The organism is Sorangium sp. So ce363, assembly GCF_051520435.1.
In the GTDB taxonomy this organism is placed as follows: Bacteria; Myxococcota_A; Polyangia; order Polyangiales; family Polyangiaceae; genus Sorangium; species Sorangium cellulosum_B.
Map to the genome: position 1 here is coordinate 11,016,470 of NZ_CP150333.1, position 15,754 is coordinate 11,032,223.

At 69.6% G+C, this 15,754-nt stretch carries 17 protein-coding genes; 2 read left to right on the forward strand and 15 right to left on the reverse strand.

Annotation, left to right across the window (positions count from 1 at the left end):
• Positions 1-4 precede the first annotated feature (4 nt).
• The 4 genes from WMF12_RS41415 to rho form a co-directional block, all read right to left on the reverse strand.
• Entirely contained in the window at positions 5-1,681 is a 1,677-nt protein-coding gene (locus WMF12_RS41415; RefSeq protein WP_437854176.1) for an ATP-binding protein, read from the reverse strand.
• Positions 1,678-2,772: a (Fe-S)-binding protein gene (locus tag WMF12_RS41420; RefSeq protein ID WP_437854178.1), complete on the reverse strand. Its 1,095-nt coding sequence runs from the start codon at positions 2,770-2,772 to the stop codon at positions 1,678-1,680. Before WMF12_RS41420 ends, WMF12_RS41415 begins: the two co-directional genes overlap by 4 nt.
• 49 nt (positions 2,773-2,821) lie before the next feature.
• The gene (locus WMF12_RS41425; RefSeq protein WP_437854180.1) at positions 2,822-4,909 is read right to left on the reverse strand and encodes a GAF domain-containing protein; all 2,088 of its coding nucleotides are present in this window, start codon (positions 4,907-4,909) and stop codon (positions 2,822-2,824) included.
• A gap of 116 nt (positions 4,910-5,025) precedes the next feature.
• Entirely contained in the window at positions 5,026-6,273 is a 1,248-nt protein-coding gene (rho, locus tag WMF12_RS41430) for a transcription termination factor Rho (protein WP_012240541.1), read from the reverse strand.
• A 420-nt stretch (positions 6,274-6,693) separates the two neighbouring features.
• Between rho and yccX the strand changes: the two genes are divergently transcribed.
• Both yccX and WMF12_RS41440 read left to right on the forward strand, forming a co-directional pair.
• Positions 6,694-6,972 carry an acylphosphatase gene (gene yccX, locus WMF12_RS41435; protein WP_012240542.1) on the forward strand — a complete coding sequence of 93 codons (279 nt, stop codon included), beginning with the start codon at positions 6,694-6,696 and terminating at the stop codon, positions 6,970-6,972.
• A 5-nt stretch (positions 6,973-6,977) separates the two neighbouring features.
• Positions 6,978-9,053, forward strand: coding sequence for a hypothetical protein (locus WMF12_RS41440; protein WP_437854183.1), 2,076 nt, complete (start codon positions 6,978-6,980; stop codon positions 9,051-9,053).
• 147 nt (positions 9,054-9,200) lie between these two features.
• Here the strand turns inward: WMF12_RS41440 and rplQ are convergent, their stop codons facing one another.
• The 11 genes from rplQ to rpmD form a co-directional block, all read right to left on the reverse strand.
• Entirely contained in the window at positions 9,201-9,719 is a 519-nt protein-coding gene (gene rplQ, locus WMF12_RS41445; RefSeq protein WP_012240544.1) for a 50S ribosomal protein L17, read from the reverse strand.
• Positions 9,720-9,739: 20 nt separating this feature from the next.
• The gene (locus WMF12_RS41450) at positions 9,740-10,780 is read right to left on the reverse strand and encodes a DNA-directed RNA polymerase subunit alpha (protein WP_437546523.1); all 1,041 of its coding nucleotides are present in this window, start codon (positions 10,778-10,780) and stop codon (positions 9,740-9,742) included.
• 208 nt (positions 10,781-10,988) lie between these two features.
• Positions 10,989-11,618, reverse strand: coding sequence for a 30S ribosomal protein S4 (rpsD, locus tag WMF12_RS41455; RefSeq protein WP_272102129.1), 630 nt, complete (start codon positions 11,616-11,618; stop codon positions 10,989-10,991).
• An 11-nt stretch (positions 11,619-11,629) separates the two neighbouring features.
• A complete protein-coding gene (gene rpsK / locus WMF12_RS41460; protein ID WP_012240547.1) occupies positions 11,630-12,040 on the reverse strand; it encodes a 30S ribosomal protein S11 in 411 nt (136 codons plus the stop codon).
• A 20-nt stretch (positions 12,041-12,060) separates the two neighbouring features.
• Positions 12,061-12,441 (reverse strand): 30S ribosomal protein S13, encoded by a 381-nt coding sequence (gene rpsM / locus WMF12_RS41465; protein WP_012240548.1) that lies wholly within the window; start codon positions 12,439-12,441, stop codon positions 12,061-12,063.
• A 43-nt stretch (positions 12,442-12,484) separates the two neighbouring features.
• A complete protein-coding gene (rpmJ, locus tag WMF12_RS41470; RefSeq protein ID WP_012240549.1) occupies positions 12,485-12,601 on the reverse strand; it encodes a 50S ribosomal protein L36 in 117 nt (38 codons plus the stop codon).
• 30 nt (positions 12,602-12,631) lie between these two features.
• Entirely contained in the window at positions 12,632-12,883 is a 252-nt protein-coding gene (gene infA / locus WMF12_RS41475; protein WP_012240550.1) for a translation initiation factor IF-1, read from the reverse strand.
• Entirely contained in the window at positions 12,880-13,521 is a 642-nt protein-coding gene (locus WMF12_RS41480) for an adenylate kinase (RefSeq protein WP_437854186.1), read from the reverse strand. Before WMF12_RS41480 ends, infA begins: the two co-directional genes overlap by 4 nt.
• A 10-nt stretch (positions 13,522-13,531) precedes the next feature.
• Positions 13,532-14,860: a preprotein translocase subunit SecY gene (secY, locus tag WMF12_RS41485; RefSeq protein ID WP_437742265.1), complete on the reverse strand. Its 1,329-nt coding sequence runs from the start codon at positions 14,858-14,860 to the stop codon at positions 13,532-13,534.
• Between the two features lie 44 nt (positions 14,861-14,904).
• Entirely contained in the window at positions 14,905-15,396 is a 492-nt protein-coding gene (gene rplO / locus WMF12_RS41490; RefSeq protein WP_437742266.1) for a 50S ribosomal protein L15, read from the reverse strand.
• A 50-nt stretch (positions 15,397-15,446) separates the two neighbouring features.
• Positions 15,447-15,650 carry a 50S ribosomal protein L30 gene (gene rpmD, locus WMF12_RS41495; protein ID WP_437742267.1) on the reverse strand — a complete coding sequence of 68 codons (204 nt, stop codon included), beginning with the start codon at positions 15,648-15,650 and terminating at the stop codon, positions 15,447-15,449.
• Positions 15,651-15,754: the final 104 nt, after the last annotated feature.

Here is a 15,754-nt window from a genome sequence, read left to right on the forward strand (position 1 = left end):
CGGCTCACAGCACCGCGTCCGCGGCGCGGCCCTGGGCGGGTGAGCGCCCGGCTGGCAGCACGATCCGGAACCGCGTTCCCCCCGCCTCGCGCGGCTCGCACGAGATCGTGCCGCCGTGCGCCTCGATGATGTCCCGCGTGACGGCGAGCCCGAGCCCCGTACCGCGCTGCTTCGTCGTGAAGAAGGGGTCGAAGATCGACGCGCGCAGCTCCTCCGGCACGCCGGGGCCCGTGTCGTCGACCGCGATGGTCGCGGCGCCGCTCGAGAAGCTGACGCTCACGACGATCTCGCCGCCCTTCGGCATCGCCTCGCGCGCGTTGCGGAGCAAATTCAGGAGCGCCTGACGGATCTGCGACTCGTCGAGGAGGAGCTCGGGCCCCGCCTCCTCCACCTCGACGCGAACCGCGACGCCGGCTCGGTCGAGCTCGGGCCTCACGAACGCCACCAGCTCCTGCACCAGGTCGTCCACCCGCTCTGGCTCCAGGCGCGGGCGGGGGCGGCGGGCGACGCTGAGGTACTGCTCCGCGATGCGAGACAGGCGGTCCACCTCGGCCCGGATGGCGGTGACGAGCTGCGCCGACTCCTTCATCACCGGCCTGAGCTCCGCGTCAGGGGTGTCCGCGGCGGAGGCGCGCGCCACCTCCTCCTCGAGCAGCTCGAGGTTCAGCCCGATCGACGACAGCGGGTTCCTGATCTCGTGCGTGACGTGCGCGGCCATCTTCCCGATCGCCGCCAGCCGCTCGGCGTTCACGAGCTCGGCGCGCGCGCGGCGGATCGCGGCGACCATGTCCTCGAACGTCGTCGCGAGCTCGCCGATCTCGTCGTTCGTCGCGAGCGCCTGCTTCGGGGTGAGGTCGCCGCGCGCGACGGCGTTGGCCCGCTCGGTGACCGCGGTCAGCGGGGCGAGCACGCGCCGCGCGTACAGCGACATCATCACGCCGACGAGGAGCGTCAGCACGCCCAGCCCGAGGAGCAGGTGCATCGAGCGCTCCTCGCGCAGCTCCGCCTCGTCGGTGAGGCTCTGCATTTGCCCCTCGACGCGGCTCCTGATCGCCCGTAGCCGCTGCGCGCCCTCGACCTCTCGCTTGACCAGCTCGTCGCGCGTGCGCTCGGCGAGGTCGCGGTCGCCGACGGCGAGCGCCTGGAAGAGCTGGGCGAACCGCTCCGGGCTGGCGCCGACGAGCCGCTCGATCGCCGCCACCTCGGCCGCGACCTCGTCGCTGAACCGGCGGACGCCGGACGACGCGGCCGCCTGCCCGACGCTGGCGTCCCCGCCGGTCGCCTTCTCATCGGCGCCGGCGAGCGCCCGGGCGGCGTCCTTGACGATCGAGAACGCGAGCGGACGGGTCCGCCTCGCGGTCTCGATCCACTCGCGCACGTCCCCCGGGTTCTTCGCGGCGGTGATGTGGTTGAGCTGGGCGTTGAAGACGTTCTGCTCGGCCAGGACCTCGCCGATGCGGAGCAGCAGCGGGACGTACCCGGCGCGCAGCAGCTGGGCGTCGCGCGAGGCCGCCCGCAGCGCCTGGACGCTCCAGCCGACGGTCAGCGCGAAGGCGGCGAGCACCACGAGGTAGCTCGCGAGGAGCCTCCCCGCGACCGTGCGCCGCTTCTGGGGCGCGCGCTCCTCCGGCCCCGAGGCGCCGCCGCGCGCCTCGTCCGCGGCTGGCGGCGGCGCGGTCATCGCGGCGCGACGGCCCGCGCGACGAGGCTCGCGAGGTCCTCCGCCGGCTCGCCCCGCGTCCTGAACCGCTGGAGGCTCTGCGCGCAGTGCGTCACGAGCAGCCCGCCGCCGAGCGCGCGGTGCTCCGCGATCCTGGCGTCGGCGATGGCGGCGGACGACGCGGGACGCGTCGCGGGCAGCAGGCCGCCGCCGCCGCTGCAGTCGGCGTGCTCGCGGCGGTGGATGAACTCCTCCGGCGGGCGCCCCGTGATGCGGGCGAGGATCTCCCGGGGCGCGTCGTAGCGATCGAGGCCGCGCCCGAGCTGGCAGGGATCGTGGTAGCGCACCCGCCGCTCCGACGCCGATCGCTGCAGCCTGTCGAGCGACGAGCGCGCGAGATCGACGAACAGCTCCGGGGCCTTCACGCTCACCCCCGCGCGCGGGTACTCGACGCGCACGGCGCGCGCGCACCCGGGATCGACGGCGACGAAGCGCCCCCCGGGCGCGACCTCCGCGGCGAGCCGCCGCGCGGCGGCCTCGAAGCCCGGACGATCGCCGGCGTACAGGAGCGGCAACCCGCAGCAGGCGCGCACCGGGCGGGTCGGGGCGCCCGCCAGCGCTTCGGTCGCGTCGAGCGCGTCGCGGGCGACGTCCGGCGCGTGGCGCTCGTAGCCGCAGCCGAGCAGCACGTGGACCGCGTCAGGCGCGGCCACGGCCGATCGAGAGCGCGCGTCGAGCTCACCGGCGCGGTCCTCCTCGCGGGCCGAAAAGCGCTTTGCCACGCGCCTGGCCCCCTCCGGCGCGAGATCGCGCGCGAAGAGCTCCGCGCGCGCATCCGTCAGCACGGTGGCCACCTCGTTCTTGTGATCGCAGCGCTCGCGGCACCCGAAGCACGCGGAGCACGCCCAGGCTGGATCCGCGTGGCCTTCGTCGAGCGGCACGTCGCCGCGCGCGGCGAAGTACGCCATCGACATCTTCCCCCACGGCGTCACCGTCTCGTTGGCCTCGACGTTCGACACGGGGCAGGCGGCGCGGGAGAGCTTGGGGCAGTAGACGCACTTCTCGAGCGACGTCCGGTGCGGCTCGAGGAGCTTCAGGCGGAGCTGGGACACCGTTCGAGTCTCTCCATCGGGTGCGCCTCGCGCAAGCGGCGGGAGCGCGTCAGGCGTCCGAGCCGTTGCTGGACGAGCGTCGGCCCCGCTCGTTCACGGGGGTGACGGAGGGAGCTGAGCCCGCCGGCCTGCGGCGGGGGATGCCCTCGTGGACGACCGGCGCGACGCTCGCGCGCGCCTTGGTCGCCGAGCTGCCGTCCGTCGACACCAGCTGGGGCTGCCCCCCTGCGGTCCCGGAAGACCGCGACGGCGCGCTCTCCTGGGGCAGGCGGATGGTGAACTTCGCGCCCTTGTCGGACGACGCGACCGTGATCGTCCCGGCGTGCTCGTCGACGATCTTCTTCACGATCGCGAGCCCGAGGCCGGTGCCGCCGCGCTTGCCGGAGGTGACGAACGACTGGAAGAGGCGGCCCTGGATCTCCTTGGGGATCCCCTTCCCGGTGTCCGCGACGCAGATCGCGAGGTCGCCCCCGTCGCGGTAGGCGCGGATCGTCACCGTGCCCCCGCCTGGCCGCATCGCCTCGACCGCGTTGCGGACCAGGTTGTGCAGGAGCCGCGTCATCTTCGCCTCGTCGAACCGCGCGGTCCCTCGGTCGTCGAGCTCCAGGGAGAGCGAGACGCCGGTCCCGGCGAGCTCGTGCTCCAGCTGCTTCTCGATGTCGCCGAAGAACTTGGTCAAGTAGACCTTGCGCACGAGGATGCTCCGCTCGCCGCGCGCGAACTCCAGCACCTCGCGCTGCATCGCGCTGATGACGTCGAACTGCTTGAGGATCAGCCGCGCGTGGTCCTCCCTCGTCGCCGCGTCGGGAGCGCCGGCCATGAGCTGGACGTAACCGCTGATCACCGTGAGCGGCGTGCGCATGTCGTGCATCACGCCCGAGAGCAGGCGCCCGATCGTGGTGAGCCGCTCGCTCTGCTCCCGCTCGAGGCGCGACCGGAACAGGCGCAGCGCGGTCGACGCGTTCGCCGACACGAGCCGCAGCAGCGCGCGATCGTCCTTCGAGAAGCCGTGGGGGTTCCTGGAGTTGTAGAGGGCCATGGAGCCGATCGGCACCGCGTCCTCGCCCTCGAGCGGCACGGCGATCGCCGTCCTGAGCTCCGCGCCGACGAGCTGGGCGAGCCGCGGCGACACGAGCGTGTCGTCCGGATCCCGGCCCCCGCCCTCGCGCGAGAAGCACACCGCCTCGTTGTTCACCATGGCGCGCCCGACCACCCCTTCGCCGCGGCGCATCGCGATGCGCTTCACCGCCGGCCACGGGGCGGCCCCGACCACGACGCCGTCCGGCTCCTCTCCGAGGGCGGGCGCGCGGGGCGGCGCGCCGCCCCCGTCGAACGCCGTGAGATCGAAGAAGTAGAGGAACAGCCCGCCCTCGATCTCGTCGACGAGCATCCCCCCCGCCCGCGCCTCGCACGCCCTGCCGGCCTCCGTGATGACCGCGCGCGCGAGGTCCTCCATCGTGGTCGCGCGGCCCATCGCGCTCTCGAGGTCGAAGAGCAGCTTGAGGTCGCTCACGCGGTGCTCGAGTTGCTCCTTGGTCTCCACGAGCTGCGTGTTCTTCTGGATCACCGAGAGGAACAGCCGCGAGTTGTCGATCGAGACGGCCGCCTGCGTCGCCAGCGCGCTCAGGAGCTCCTCGTCGTGGACCGAGAACTCCCCTTCCCCGTGCTTGTTCAGGACCTGGATGACCCCGATGGTCCGGCCGACGTGGTTCTTCATCGGCGCGGCGAGGATCGAGCGGGTGCGGTACCCCGTGACCTCGTCCCAGTCGCGCTGGAACCGGCGATCCCGGTAGGCGTCCTTCACGCGGACGGTGCGCCCCATCTTGGCGACGTGGCCCGCGATCCCCGCGCCGACGGGCAGCTCGATCGCGCGCGCCTCCTCGCCGATGATGATGCGCGACAAAAGCCGCTGCCGCTGCTCGTCGAGCAGGTAGAGGGTGGCTCGGTCCGCGTCGAGCAGCTCGGTGATCTTGTTCAGGATCAGCGCGAGGAGCTGGTCGAGATCCAGGGTGCTGCCAAGGGCCAGCCCGACATCCCGGAGCGCCCGCACCGTCTTGTCGGCGTGGGCGAGGCGCGCCTCGAGCTCCTTTACGCGAGCCTGCAGCGCCTTCGTGCGTTGTTCCGCCTTCGCGGTCACCAGAAGACGCTAACACGACTTCGCCCCGAGGAGCGCGCGCGCGGGCCCCTGCGCGAACCGTTCGCGTGACAGAGAGCGCTCCCGACGGCCGCCGGGAGCGCCCCTAGGACGCGCCGTTACTGGTTCATGCTCTCGAGGAATTCCTGATTGGTCTCGGTGCGGCTCACCTTGTCCAGGAGGAATTCCATCGAGTCGATGACGTTGAGGGGGTGCAGCAGCTGGCGGAGCAGCCACACGCGCTGGAGGATCCACTCCGGCAGCAGCAGCTCTTCCTTGCGGGTCGCGCTCTTGTTGATGTCGAGGCAGGGGAAGATCCGCTTCTCCATCAGCTTGCGATCCAGGTGGATCTCGCTGTTACCCGTGCCCTTGAACTCCTCGAAGATGACCTCGTCCATGCGCGAGCCCGTGTCGACGAGCGCGGTGGCGACGATGGTCAGCGAGCCGCCCTCCTCGACGTTGCGCGCGGCGCCGAAGAACCGCTTCGGCTTGTGCAGCGCGTTCGAGTCGACGCCGCCGGAGAGGATCTTGCCGCTCGGCGGGACGACCGTGTTGTACGCGCGCGCCAGGCGGGTGATCGAGTCCAGCAAGATCACGACGTCGTGCTTGTGCTCGACGAGGCGCTTCGCCTTCTCGATCACCATCTCGGCGACCTGCACGTGCCGCGTCGGGGGCTCATCGAAGGTCGAGCTGATCACCTCGCCCTTCACGGTGCGCTGCATGTCGGTCACCTCCTCCGGGCGCTCGTCGATGAGCAGCACGATCAGCGTCGTGTCCGGGTGGTTCGCGGAGATCGCGTTGGCGATCTGCTGGAGCAGCACCGTCTTGCCCGCGCGGGGCGGCGAGACGATGAGGCAGCGCTGCCCCTTCCCGATGGGGCAGAGCATGTCGATGATGCGGGTCGAGAAGCTCTTCGTCCCGTTCTCGATGTTGAACTTCTGCTGCGGGTAGAGGGGCGTGAGGTTGTCGAACAGGATCTTGTCGCGAGCGACCTCGGGGGGCTCGCCGTTGATCTTGTCGACCTTGAGCAGCGCGAAGTACGCCTCGCGCTCCTTGGGCGGCCGGATGGAGCCGCTCACGCTGTCGCCGGTGCGGAGGTTGAAGCGCCGGATCTGGGACGGCGAGACGTAGATGTCGTCCGGACCCGGCAGGTAGTTGTAGTCCGGCGCCCGGAGGAAGCCGAAGCCGTCGGGCAGGCATTCGAGCACGCCCTCGCCGTAGACCGGCTGGTCCTGCGCCGCGTGGGCCTGCAGGAGAGCGAAGATGACCTCCTGCTTGCGCAGCCCGGCAGCGCCCTCGATGTTGAGCCCCTTCGCCATCTGGACGAGCTCGGCCATCGGTTTCTGCTTCAGTTCCCTGAGGTGCATGAGTCGGAAAGCTCCAGGATGCGACGGCGCGTGCCCTGTCAAGGGCGTGGAGGCCGTCGGTCGTTGGTTTTTTGGTTGGGGGGGTCTAGCGGGTCGGACCCGAGGCGGGGCCGAGCATGTCGTCGAAGTCGGCGGGTCGCCAGAGGGAAGAGGGCTCGCCTCGCAACCGGCGCCCCTCACGTTCATGTCGCTCGATCGGCGGGCTGTGCTTGCCGATCGGGCGGCGACTCTATCAAGCGCGTCTGCTCTGTCAATGCGCGGCGGGAGGCACGGACGACGCGCGCGCGTCGTGGGGCGCGGCACGGATTCAGGTCGCCCGCGCCGTCCGTACGAAGAATGGCGCGGGCGAACTGCCCGTGGCTCCCAGGTGCTGCCTGAAGTTGCCTCCCCCGGAACGCGCGGCTAAGTCAAGCTGGTTCCATGGGGCTCAAACAGGTTCAGCTGTTCGTCCGCGGTCGCGTCCAGGGCGTCTTCTTTCGTGCCTCCACGCAGCGCGAGGCCAAGCGGCTCGGCCTCACCGGCTGGGTGAAGAACCGCTCCGACGGCAGCGTCGAGGTCCTCGCCGAGGGGGAGGAGGACGAGCTGAAGGAGCTCATCGCCTGGGCGAACCGCGGCCCGAGCGCCGCGCGGGTCGAGCGCGTCGACGTCCGGTGGCGGGGCTTCTCCGGCGATTTCTTCGACTTTCGCATCACGGATTGAGGCGCTTGGCACGCAGCTCGTCGGATCCGAGGGGTGCAGGCGCGCGATCGGCGCAGCGACGCAGGCCGGCGTGCGCGTGGCTCGTCCTGATTGGCCTGCTCGCAGCGGCGCCGCTCGCGACGCCTCCGGCGCGCGCCGCCGGCGAGCGCGACGCGGGCACTTCCGCGCCGGCCTCCTCCGCGCTCCCTGAGCTCCCGCGCCTCGCCCCGATCGCCCGCCCGGAGCCTGACATCGCCGCGGTCCGCGAGCTCGACCGGATACTCGACCAGCTCACGTCGGAGGACGCGCGCTCGCGGGAGAACGCCCGCGCGGCCCTCGATGAGCCGATCCCTGGCATCGTCGATGCGGTGCGGCTGCGCGTTCAGGACATCCGCGGCTCGCTCGATCGGGACGCGGCGCCTCGCGTGCTCGCGGACGCGCGCAGAGAAGGCCGCAAGGCGATGAAGGGCGAGAAGGGGGAGGACGAGCGCGACGGCAACAAGAAGAAGACTGCAGACGCGAAGGCCGACAAGGGCGCGAAGAAGGGCGCTGGCGACGCAAAGAAGGGCGCCGGTGACGCAAAGAAGAGCGCCGGTGACGCGAAGAAAGACGCGAAGGCCGACCAGGGCGCAAAGAAGGACGCCGGCGACGCGAAGGGCGCAAAGAAGGACATCAAGGCCGACCAGAGCGCCAAGAAGGGCGCTGACGACGAGAAGGACGAGGGGGACTGGCTGGATTTCATGCTGGCCGTGGCGCGGCCGCGGGACAGCGCGTGGCGCGATGTCGTCAAGCTGCTCGCGATGGAGCGGATGCTCGTCGCTGCGGGCACGACGCCTGCGGTCCGCGAGCTCATCGCGCTGCACGCCTATTTCGGCGAGCTGCTCCGCATCGATCTCCAGCGGCAGGTGGCCAAGCTGCGCGACAAGGCGGTCCCCGCGCTGATCGAGGCGCGCCAGCACGACGCCAAGATCGTCCAGCGGTGGGCCAACAAGCAGCTCGACCTGCTCGGCCGGGCGATCCCCGGCGAGGCGATCGCGTCGAATGACACGCAGATCCTGGCCGACGTCCTCCGCGCCTACGGCCGCGTCCGGGACGTGGACGCCGTGCGCGTGATCCTGAGCTTCTGCAACAGCGACCGCGCGCGGCTGCGCGACGCCGCGCGGGAGGCGATCTCCGCGATCGGCGAGCCCGGCATCTGGCAGCTCCGCGACGCCTACCTGGACCTCACCGGCGCGAAGCCGCCGCGCGAGTGGTCGTGGGACCGTGTCGCGCGCGAGCTCTTCGGGACGTACGATCGCGCGCGCCTCGCGGAGGTATACAAGTTGATGGACGAGGGCGTCGCTGCGGCGAGCGCGGGCAAGCCCGCCGAGGCGACCGACGCGTTCGACAAGGTGCTCGCCCGCGCGCCGCTCTTCGAGCGCCGCAAGGAGATGGTGGACGCCTACGTGGAGCGGGCGCGATCGCTGTCTGCCGAGCGGCGCGACGACGCGCTCGCCATGCTGCGCAAGGCGCTGCGCCTCGACGCGCCAGGCGAGCGCGCGAGGAAGATCGAAGCGGAGATCGCTTACCTCGAGGGCGCGCTCCTCATCGAGCGCGGCACGCCGGACAAGTTCGTGCTGGAGCGTGCGATCGAGCTCGACCCCTCCAACGCCGGCGCGAGGGCGGCGCTCGCCTCCCTCGGGGACAAGGTCGCGGAGCGGAAGAGCCAGACGAACCGCCACATCGCCGCGGGAGCGGTAGGTCTCGCCGCGGTGCTCTCGATGTTCTTCATCGCCCGGCGACGGAGCGCTCCGTCGCGCGCTCGAGAGCAAGCCGGCACCGTTTCTCCGCCCCCGCCGGCGTCTCCTGCCTCGGCGCCGTCCCCTCCGCAGCCGACCGCATCACCTGCCTCGGCGCCGCCCCCTCCGCAGCCGACCGCATCGCCGCCTGCCTCGGCGCCGCCCCGAAGACAGGACAGCGCCGCTCCTCCGCAGCCCCAGACGTCTCCCGAGCCGGCCCCGGCCGCCGCCTCGAGGGCGGACCCCGACCTGCCGGCACAGCCTATCGAGGAGGCGGAACCGCGGAGCGACGACGCCCCTGCAGCCGACCCGCGCGACCGCTGAGCCGTCGCGCGCACCAGGCCCACGCAGCGGTCGGCCCCTGAGCGCCGGCCGGGCTCACAACGCAGAAACGCCGGGCGAGCTGAGCGCTCTCCCGGCGTGCTGTCTGCGACTGTGCCAGCGCCACGCGGCGCCGGCCTGTCTCCGGGCTCAGCCGGCGGTCGTCGCCGGGGTGGCCGGCTCCGCCGCGGCGACCGGCTCGGCGGCCTGCGCAGGCGCGTCCGCGACCGGCGGCGCGTCGATGAACTCGATGAGGCTCATCTGCGCGCAGTCACCGCGGCGCGGACCGAGCTTGATGATCCGCGTGTAGCCGCCCGGCCGCCCCTCGAAGCGCTTCGAGAGATCGATCATCACCTTCGCGATGATGTCGACCTTCTTGCCGTCGGTCGCGACCCCCCAGCGAGGGATGTAGCTGCCCACGAGCCGCTCAGCGTGGAGCCGGCGCGCTCTGTCGCCGGGGCTGAGCTCCCCGTGCGCGGTGTACGCGACCTTGCCGAGCCGCGTCGCCTTGGTGATGAGCCGCTCGGCCACGCGCCGCAGCTCCTTCGCCTTGGCGTCGGTCGTCTCGATCCGCTCGTGGGTGATCAGGTTCGCCGTCAGGTTGCGAAGCATCGCCCTGCGGCTGGAGGTATCCCGACCAAACTGCCTGCCCGCTTTCTTGTGACGCATGACGTTCCCTCAGTACCGACTCACGCCTGCGCCTGCTGCGCCTTCCAGCGCTCGAGGAGCTGCGGCCAGTTGTCGATCTTCATCCCGAGCGAGAGCCCCATGTTCGCGAGGATCTCTTTGATTTCCTTCAGCGACTTGCGACCGAAGTTCTTGGTCTTGAGCATGTCCTGCTCGGTCCGCTGCACGAGCTCGCCGATGAGCGTGATGTTCGCGTTCTGCAAGCAGTTCGCAGAGCGGACGCTCAGCTCGAGCTCCTCGACGGAGCGGAACAGGTTCTCGTTGAGCGGCTCGTCGTCGCTCATCACCGCCTGGTAGCTCGTCTCCTCGCTCTCCTCGAAGTTGACCCAGATGGAGAGCTGCTCCTTGAGGATCTTCGCGGCGAAGGCGACCGCGTCCGCCGGCGAGACGGACCCGTTGGTCCAGACCTCGAGCGTGAGCTTGTCGTAATCGGTCACCTGCCCGACGCGGGCGTTCTGCACGGTGTAGTTCACCTTGCGGATCGGCGAGAACAGCGCGTCGATCGGGATGGTCCCGATCGGCATGGTCGGCGTCTTGTTGCGCTCGGCGGGCACGTAGCCGCGGCCCACGTTGACCGTGAGCTCCATCGAGAGCGGGCCCTTCTTGTCGAGCACGGCGATGAGGTGGTCGGGGTTGAGCACCGACAGGCCCTCGACCAGCTGGATGTCGCGCGCGTACACGGGCCCGGGCCCCTCGCGATCGATCCGCACCGAGTACGTCTTCGGGGTGGCCGCCTTGAAGACGACCTCCTTCACGTTGAGGATGATGTCGCTGACGTCCTCGACCACGTCCGGCACGGTGGTGAACTCGTGCAGCGCGCCCTCGATGCGGATGGCCGTCGCGGCCGCCCCCTGGAGGGAGGAGAGCAGCACGCGGCGCAGCGAGTTGCCGATCGTGATCCCGAAGCCGCGCTCCAGGGGCTCACACGTGAACTTGGCGTAGAACTGGGTCCCGCTGTCCGCGTCGATCGAGATGCCCTTGGGCCGGATCAGATCGCGCCAGTTACGGGCGATCATCGTGAGGTTCGGGTTGTTCATCGTCATGGCGATCTCCTTCCTTCATGAGGTTTGCGCGGAGGTCTCACGCCGCGGCCGCACTCGACCGATCGGCGCCGCCTCCTGCCCGCATCCTAGGCTCCATGCCCCCGCGCGCGAGCGCGGGACAGCGGCGCCGAGGGGAGCCCGCAGCGATCGAGCGCACCCTGCAAGGTGCGCTCGCGACGCCGCCCTCCTCCGCGCCGCCCTCGCGCGATCAGCGCGAGTAGTACTCGACGACGAGCTGCTCGCGGATCTCCGGCTCGTTGAGATCCTCGCGGATCGGCGCGCCCTTGATCGCGCCGGTGAACGCCGCGCGGTCCACGTCGATCCAGCTCGCGACCGGGCGCTTGTCCGCGCCGCCGACGGAGGCGAGGACGCTCTTGAACTTGCGCGCCCCCTCGGTGAGCTCGACCCGGTCACCCGCCCGAACGACGTAGCTCGGGATGTCCAGCCGCTTGCCGTTCACGTGCACGTGCCCGTGCCGGACGAGCTGGCGCGCCTCGGCGCGGGACGAGCCGAAGCCCATCCGGTGCACTACGTTGTCGAGCCGCCGCTCCAGCAGCCCGAGCATCTCCTCGCCCGTCCGGCCCTTGCGCCGGTTGGCCTCCTGGAAATACCCGCTGAACTGCCGCTCGAGCACGCCGTAGATGCGACGCACCTTTTGCTTCTCGCGCAGGCGCACCGCGTACTCGCTCAGCTTGATGCGCCCCTGGCCGTGCTGGCCGGGGGGATACGGGCGCCGCGTGTACGCGCACTTCTCGGAGTAGCACCGCTCGCCCTTGAGGTAGAGCTTCATCCCCTCGCGGCGGCAGAGCTTGCAGACCGGACCAATGTAGCGAGCCATCGTGAATTACCTCAAACCCTGCGCCGCTTGGGCGGCCGGCAACCGTTGTGGGGGATCGGCGTGACGTCACGGATCAGCGTCACCTTGAAGCCAGCGGTCTGGAGCGCACGGAGCGCGCTCTCGCGTCCGGCCCCCGGCCCCTTCACGAACACGGCGACCGAGCGCATCCCGTGCTCCTGCGCCCGGCGCGCCGCCTCTTCCGCCGCGAGCTGCGCGGCGAACGGCGTCGACTTGCGCGATCCCTTGAAGCCGCGAGCGCCAGCGGACGACCACGCAATCGCGTTGCCGTTGATGTCCGTGATCGTCACGACCGTGTTGTTGAAGGTCGACTGAATGTGCGCGATACCCGCGGAGACATTCTTCTTGACCTTCTTCTTCTGCTTGGCCTTCGTGGTAGTGGCAGCCGTCTTCGCTTGCGCCATGGCGTCCTAATCCCCGCTCGTCACTTGGTCGCGGCAGGACGCCGCTGCAACATGCCCTTGCGCGGTCCCTTCCGGGTGCGCGCGTTCGTATGCGTCCTCTGCCCGTTCGCCGGGAGCCCGCGCCGGTGGCGGAGCCCCCGGTAGCAGCCGAGGTCCATGAGCCGCTTGATGTTGAGCTGCACCTCGCGCCGCAGGTCGCCCTCGACCTTGTACTCGGCGTCCAGGAGGTCGCGGATCGCCTTCACCTCAGCGTCGCTGAGCTCCTCGACCCGCTTGTTCTGCGGAATGTTGGTCTTCTCGCAGATTTGCAAGGCGAGAGTCCGCCCGATGCCGAACAGGTACGGCAGGGCGTAGGCGACATGCTTCCGACGCGGGAGATCGACACCAGCGATACGAGCCATGGTTACTCCAAACCGAAACGAGGGCGGGCTACCGCCGAAAGAGCTAGTTCCCCTGGCGCTGCTTGTGGCGGGGGTTCTCGCAGATGATTCGAACGACACCACGCCGCCGGACCACCTTGCACTTGTCGCAGATCTTCTTGACGCTCGGGCGCACCTTCACGGGGAGCCTCCAGATTCCTCAAAAACTACGTTACTTGTGCCGGTACGTGATCCGGCCTCGGCTCGGGTCATACGGCGAGACCTCGACGGTCACGCGGTCGCCCGGCAGGATCTTGATGTAGTACTGCCGCATCCGGCCGCTGATGGTCGCGAGGACGCCGAGGCCGTTGTCCGCCTTCACGCGAAACATGGCGTTCGGCAAGGCCTCTTGAACCACGCCGTCGAACTCGAGCTTGTCGCCCTTCGGTTCCTTCGGCGGTCTGGTCTGATTCTTACGCCTCATTCTCCACCCGAGCCCGGCCGGCCAATCGCCGACAGCACCCTGTGCGTCACTTCTTCAGGCCTCCCGACTCCATCGACGCGATGCAGCAGCTTCTTCTGCTCGTAGAACGGAAGAAGGGCGGCCGTCATCGCCTCATAGGCGTCGAGACGCTTTGCAACAGCCTCGGGCCGATCATCGGCCCGATGCTCTAGCTCCGCACCGGGGGGCGGCGGATTATAGACGAGATGATATATCTGTCCACTGCGTTTGTCAGTTCGGCGATGGATCAGGCGTTCCTCGAGCAGGGGACGGCCCACGTCCAGCTGGATCACCGCATCAATCCGCCTGCCGTCCTGGTTGGCCAGGAGCTCGTCGAGCGCGTCCGCCTGAGGCACAGTCCTGGGAAATCCGTCCAGCAGGAAACCATCGCTGCAGTCGGGCTCGACCGTCCTGCGCGCGATGAGGCCGATGACGGCCTCATCCGGCAGGAGTCCGCCAGAGTCCATGATGTCCAGATAGCGCTTCTCCAAGGTCCCCGATCGCTTTGCCTCGCGCAGCATGTCGCCGGTCGAGATTTGCGGGATGCCGAAGCGTGCGCACAGCAGCTTCGCCTGCGTACCCTTCCCAGCTCCAGGAGGCCCCACCAGAACCAAGATCATTTGCCCTCCATCACGCTTCCGGGAGCCTGCGGCCCCGGATGCGGGTGGCACCGGGGCCCGTCAGCCCCTCGTAGCTCCGCGTGATCAGGTGCGCCTCCAGCTGGTTCACGGTGTCGAGCGCGACGCCGACGACGATCATGAGCGACGTGCCTCCGAAGCCGAAGGGGACACGCAGCAGGTTGCCGACGATCGAGGGCACCACGCACACCGCGGCGACATAGAGCGCGCCGCCCACGGTGATCCGCTGGATCACGCGGTGAATGTAGTCCGCCGTCTGCTTTCCTGGCCTGATCCCGGGGATATTTGCCTGTTGCTTCTTCAGGTTCTCCGCGACGTCCACCGGCTGGAACGTGACGTTCGTGTAGAAGAAGCAGAAGAAGACGATGAGCAGCGCGTAGCCGGTGTTGAAGACCCAGTCCCCCCGGTTGATGATCGCCTGAATCTGCTCGGCCCCGGGGACGTTCATGTTCGCGAGCGTCTGCGGGAACATCAGCAGCGACGACGCGAAGATGGGGGGGATGGTCCCGGACGTGTTCACCTTCAGCGGCAGGTGCGCCGTCTGCCCGCCGTAGACGCGGCGACCGACCTGGCGCCGCGAGTACACGATCGGGATCTGACGCCTGCCGTTCTCGAAGAACGCGATGACGGCGATGACGAACACGATGAACGCGACGATCGCGGCCATCGTCAGGGGCTGGAGATCACCGGCGTTCTGGGCGAAGTAGTTGCCGACCTCCTCCGGGATGCGCGTGACGATGCTCGCGAAGATCAGGAGCGAGACGCCGTTCGAGACGCCGCGCTCCGTGATCTGCTCGCCGATCCACATCAGGAACGCGGTCCCGGTCGTCAGCGTGATGACCGTCATCAGCTGAAAGCCGATGCCGGGGTGGTTCACGATCCCGGCCCCGGTCTCGCTGCTCGACAGGCCCTCGAGCATCTTCGCGATCGAGAAGGCCTGGAACAGCGAGAGCGCGACCGTGCCGTACCGCGTGTACTGATCGATCCGCCGGCGACCCTGCTCGCCCTCTTTCCGCAGCTCGTCGATGGGCTTGTAGACCATGCCCATGAGCTGCATGATGATCGAGGCCGAGATGTACGGCATGATCCCGAGCGCGAAGATCGACAGGTTCTCCAGCGCGCCGCCCGAGAACATGTTGAAGAAGCTCAGGAGCCCGCCGGACTGCTTCGCGACGTACTGCCGCATCGCGTTCCGGTCGACGCCGGGCGTCGTCACGAAGACGCCAACCCGGTAGACCGCGAGCATCACCAGGGTGAAGATCACGCGTCGCCGGAGCTCGGGGATCTTGTGGAAGTTGGTGATTCCCGCGAGGCTGGCCATAGGCGATCCTGGACTCCGGCTTGGTGGGTGCGCGTGCGCGCTGACTACGAGGACGAGGAGTCCGTCGAGTTGCCCTGGGGTGCAGGCGCCGCGAGCACGACCGCCTTGCCCCCCGCCTTCTCGATCTTCTCGACCGCTCCCTTGGAGAAGCGGTGCGCCGTCACCGTGAGCTTCTTCGTGAGCTCACCGTCGCCGAGGATCTTCAGCACGTCGAACCGCCCCTGCACGAGGCGGCGCTCGTGGAGCGCGATCAGATCGACCTGGGCGCCATTGTCGAACGCCTCGAGGTCGCCGACGTTGACGTTGACGACGATGTCCGCGAGCGGGTTGCGGAAGCCACGCTTCGGGAGGCGACGCTGGATCGGCGTCTGCCCGCCCTGAAAGTGCTTCTTGTTGATGTTGCCGCCGGCCCGCGCCTTCTGCCCTTTTTGTCCGCGGCCAGACGTCTTGCCGACGCCCGACCCCACGCCACGGCCAACGCGGAGCCTCTTGGTTACGGCGCCTTCAGGGGCTTGGAGCTTAGAAAGAATGTCCATGTTTCACACTTCCGTACGCGGCGACTCCGCTGGAATGACGATCTCGCTTCTCAGGCTTTCGACGAGGTCGCTCCGTCGGCGACCTCCTCGACCTCGACGAGGTGGAGGACCTTCTTCACCATGCCACGGAACGAGGGCGTGTTCGCGACGACCACCTCGGACCCCGGCCCACGCAGGCCGAGCCCCTTGATGATCTTGCGGGTGTGCTCGACCTGGCCGATGTTGCTGGCCCTCTGACGTACCCGGAGCTTCACTGCGAGCCTCCTTCAGCGCCGCCGCTCGGTGCACCACCGCCGCCGCCCGGCTTCCCGGGGGGCGGCGCCACGCTCGCGCGCCGTCGACCCGCGGTGTTCGTGCT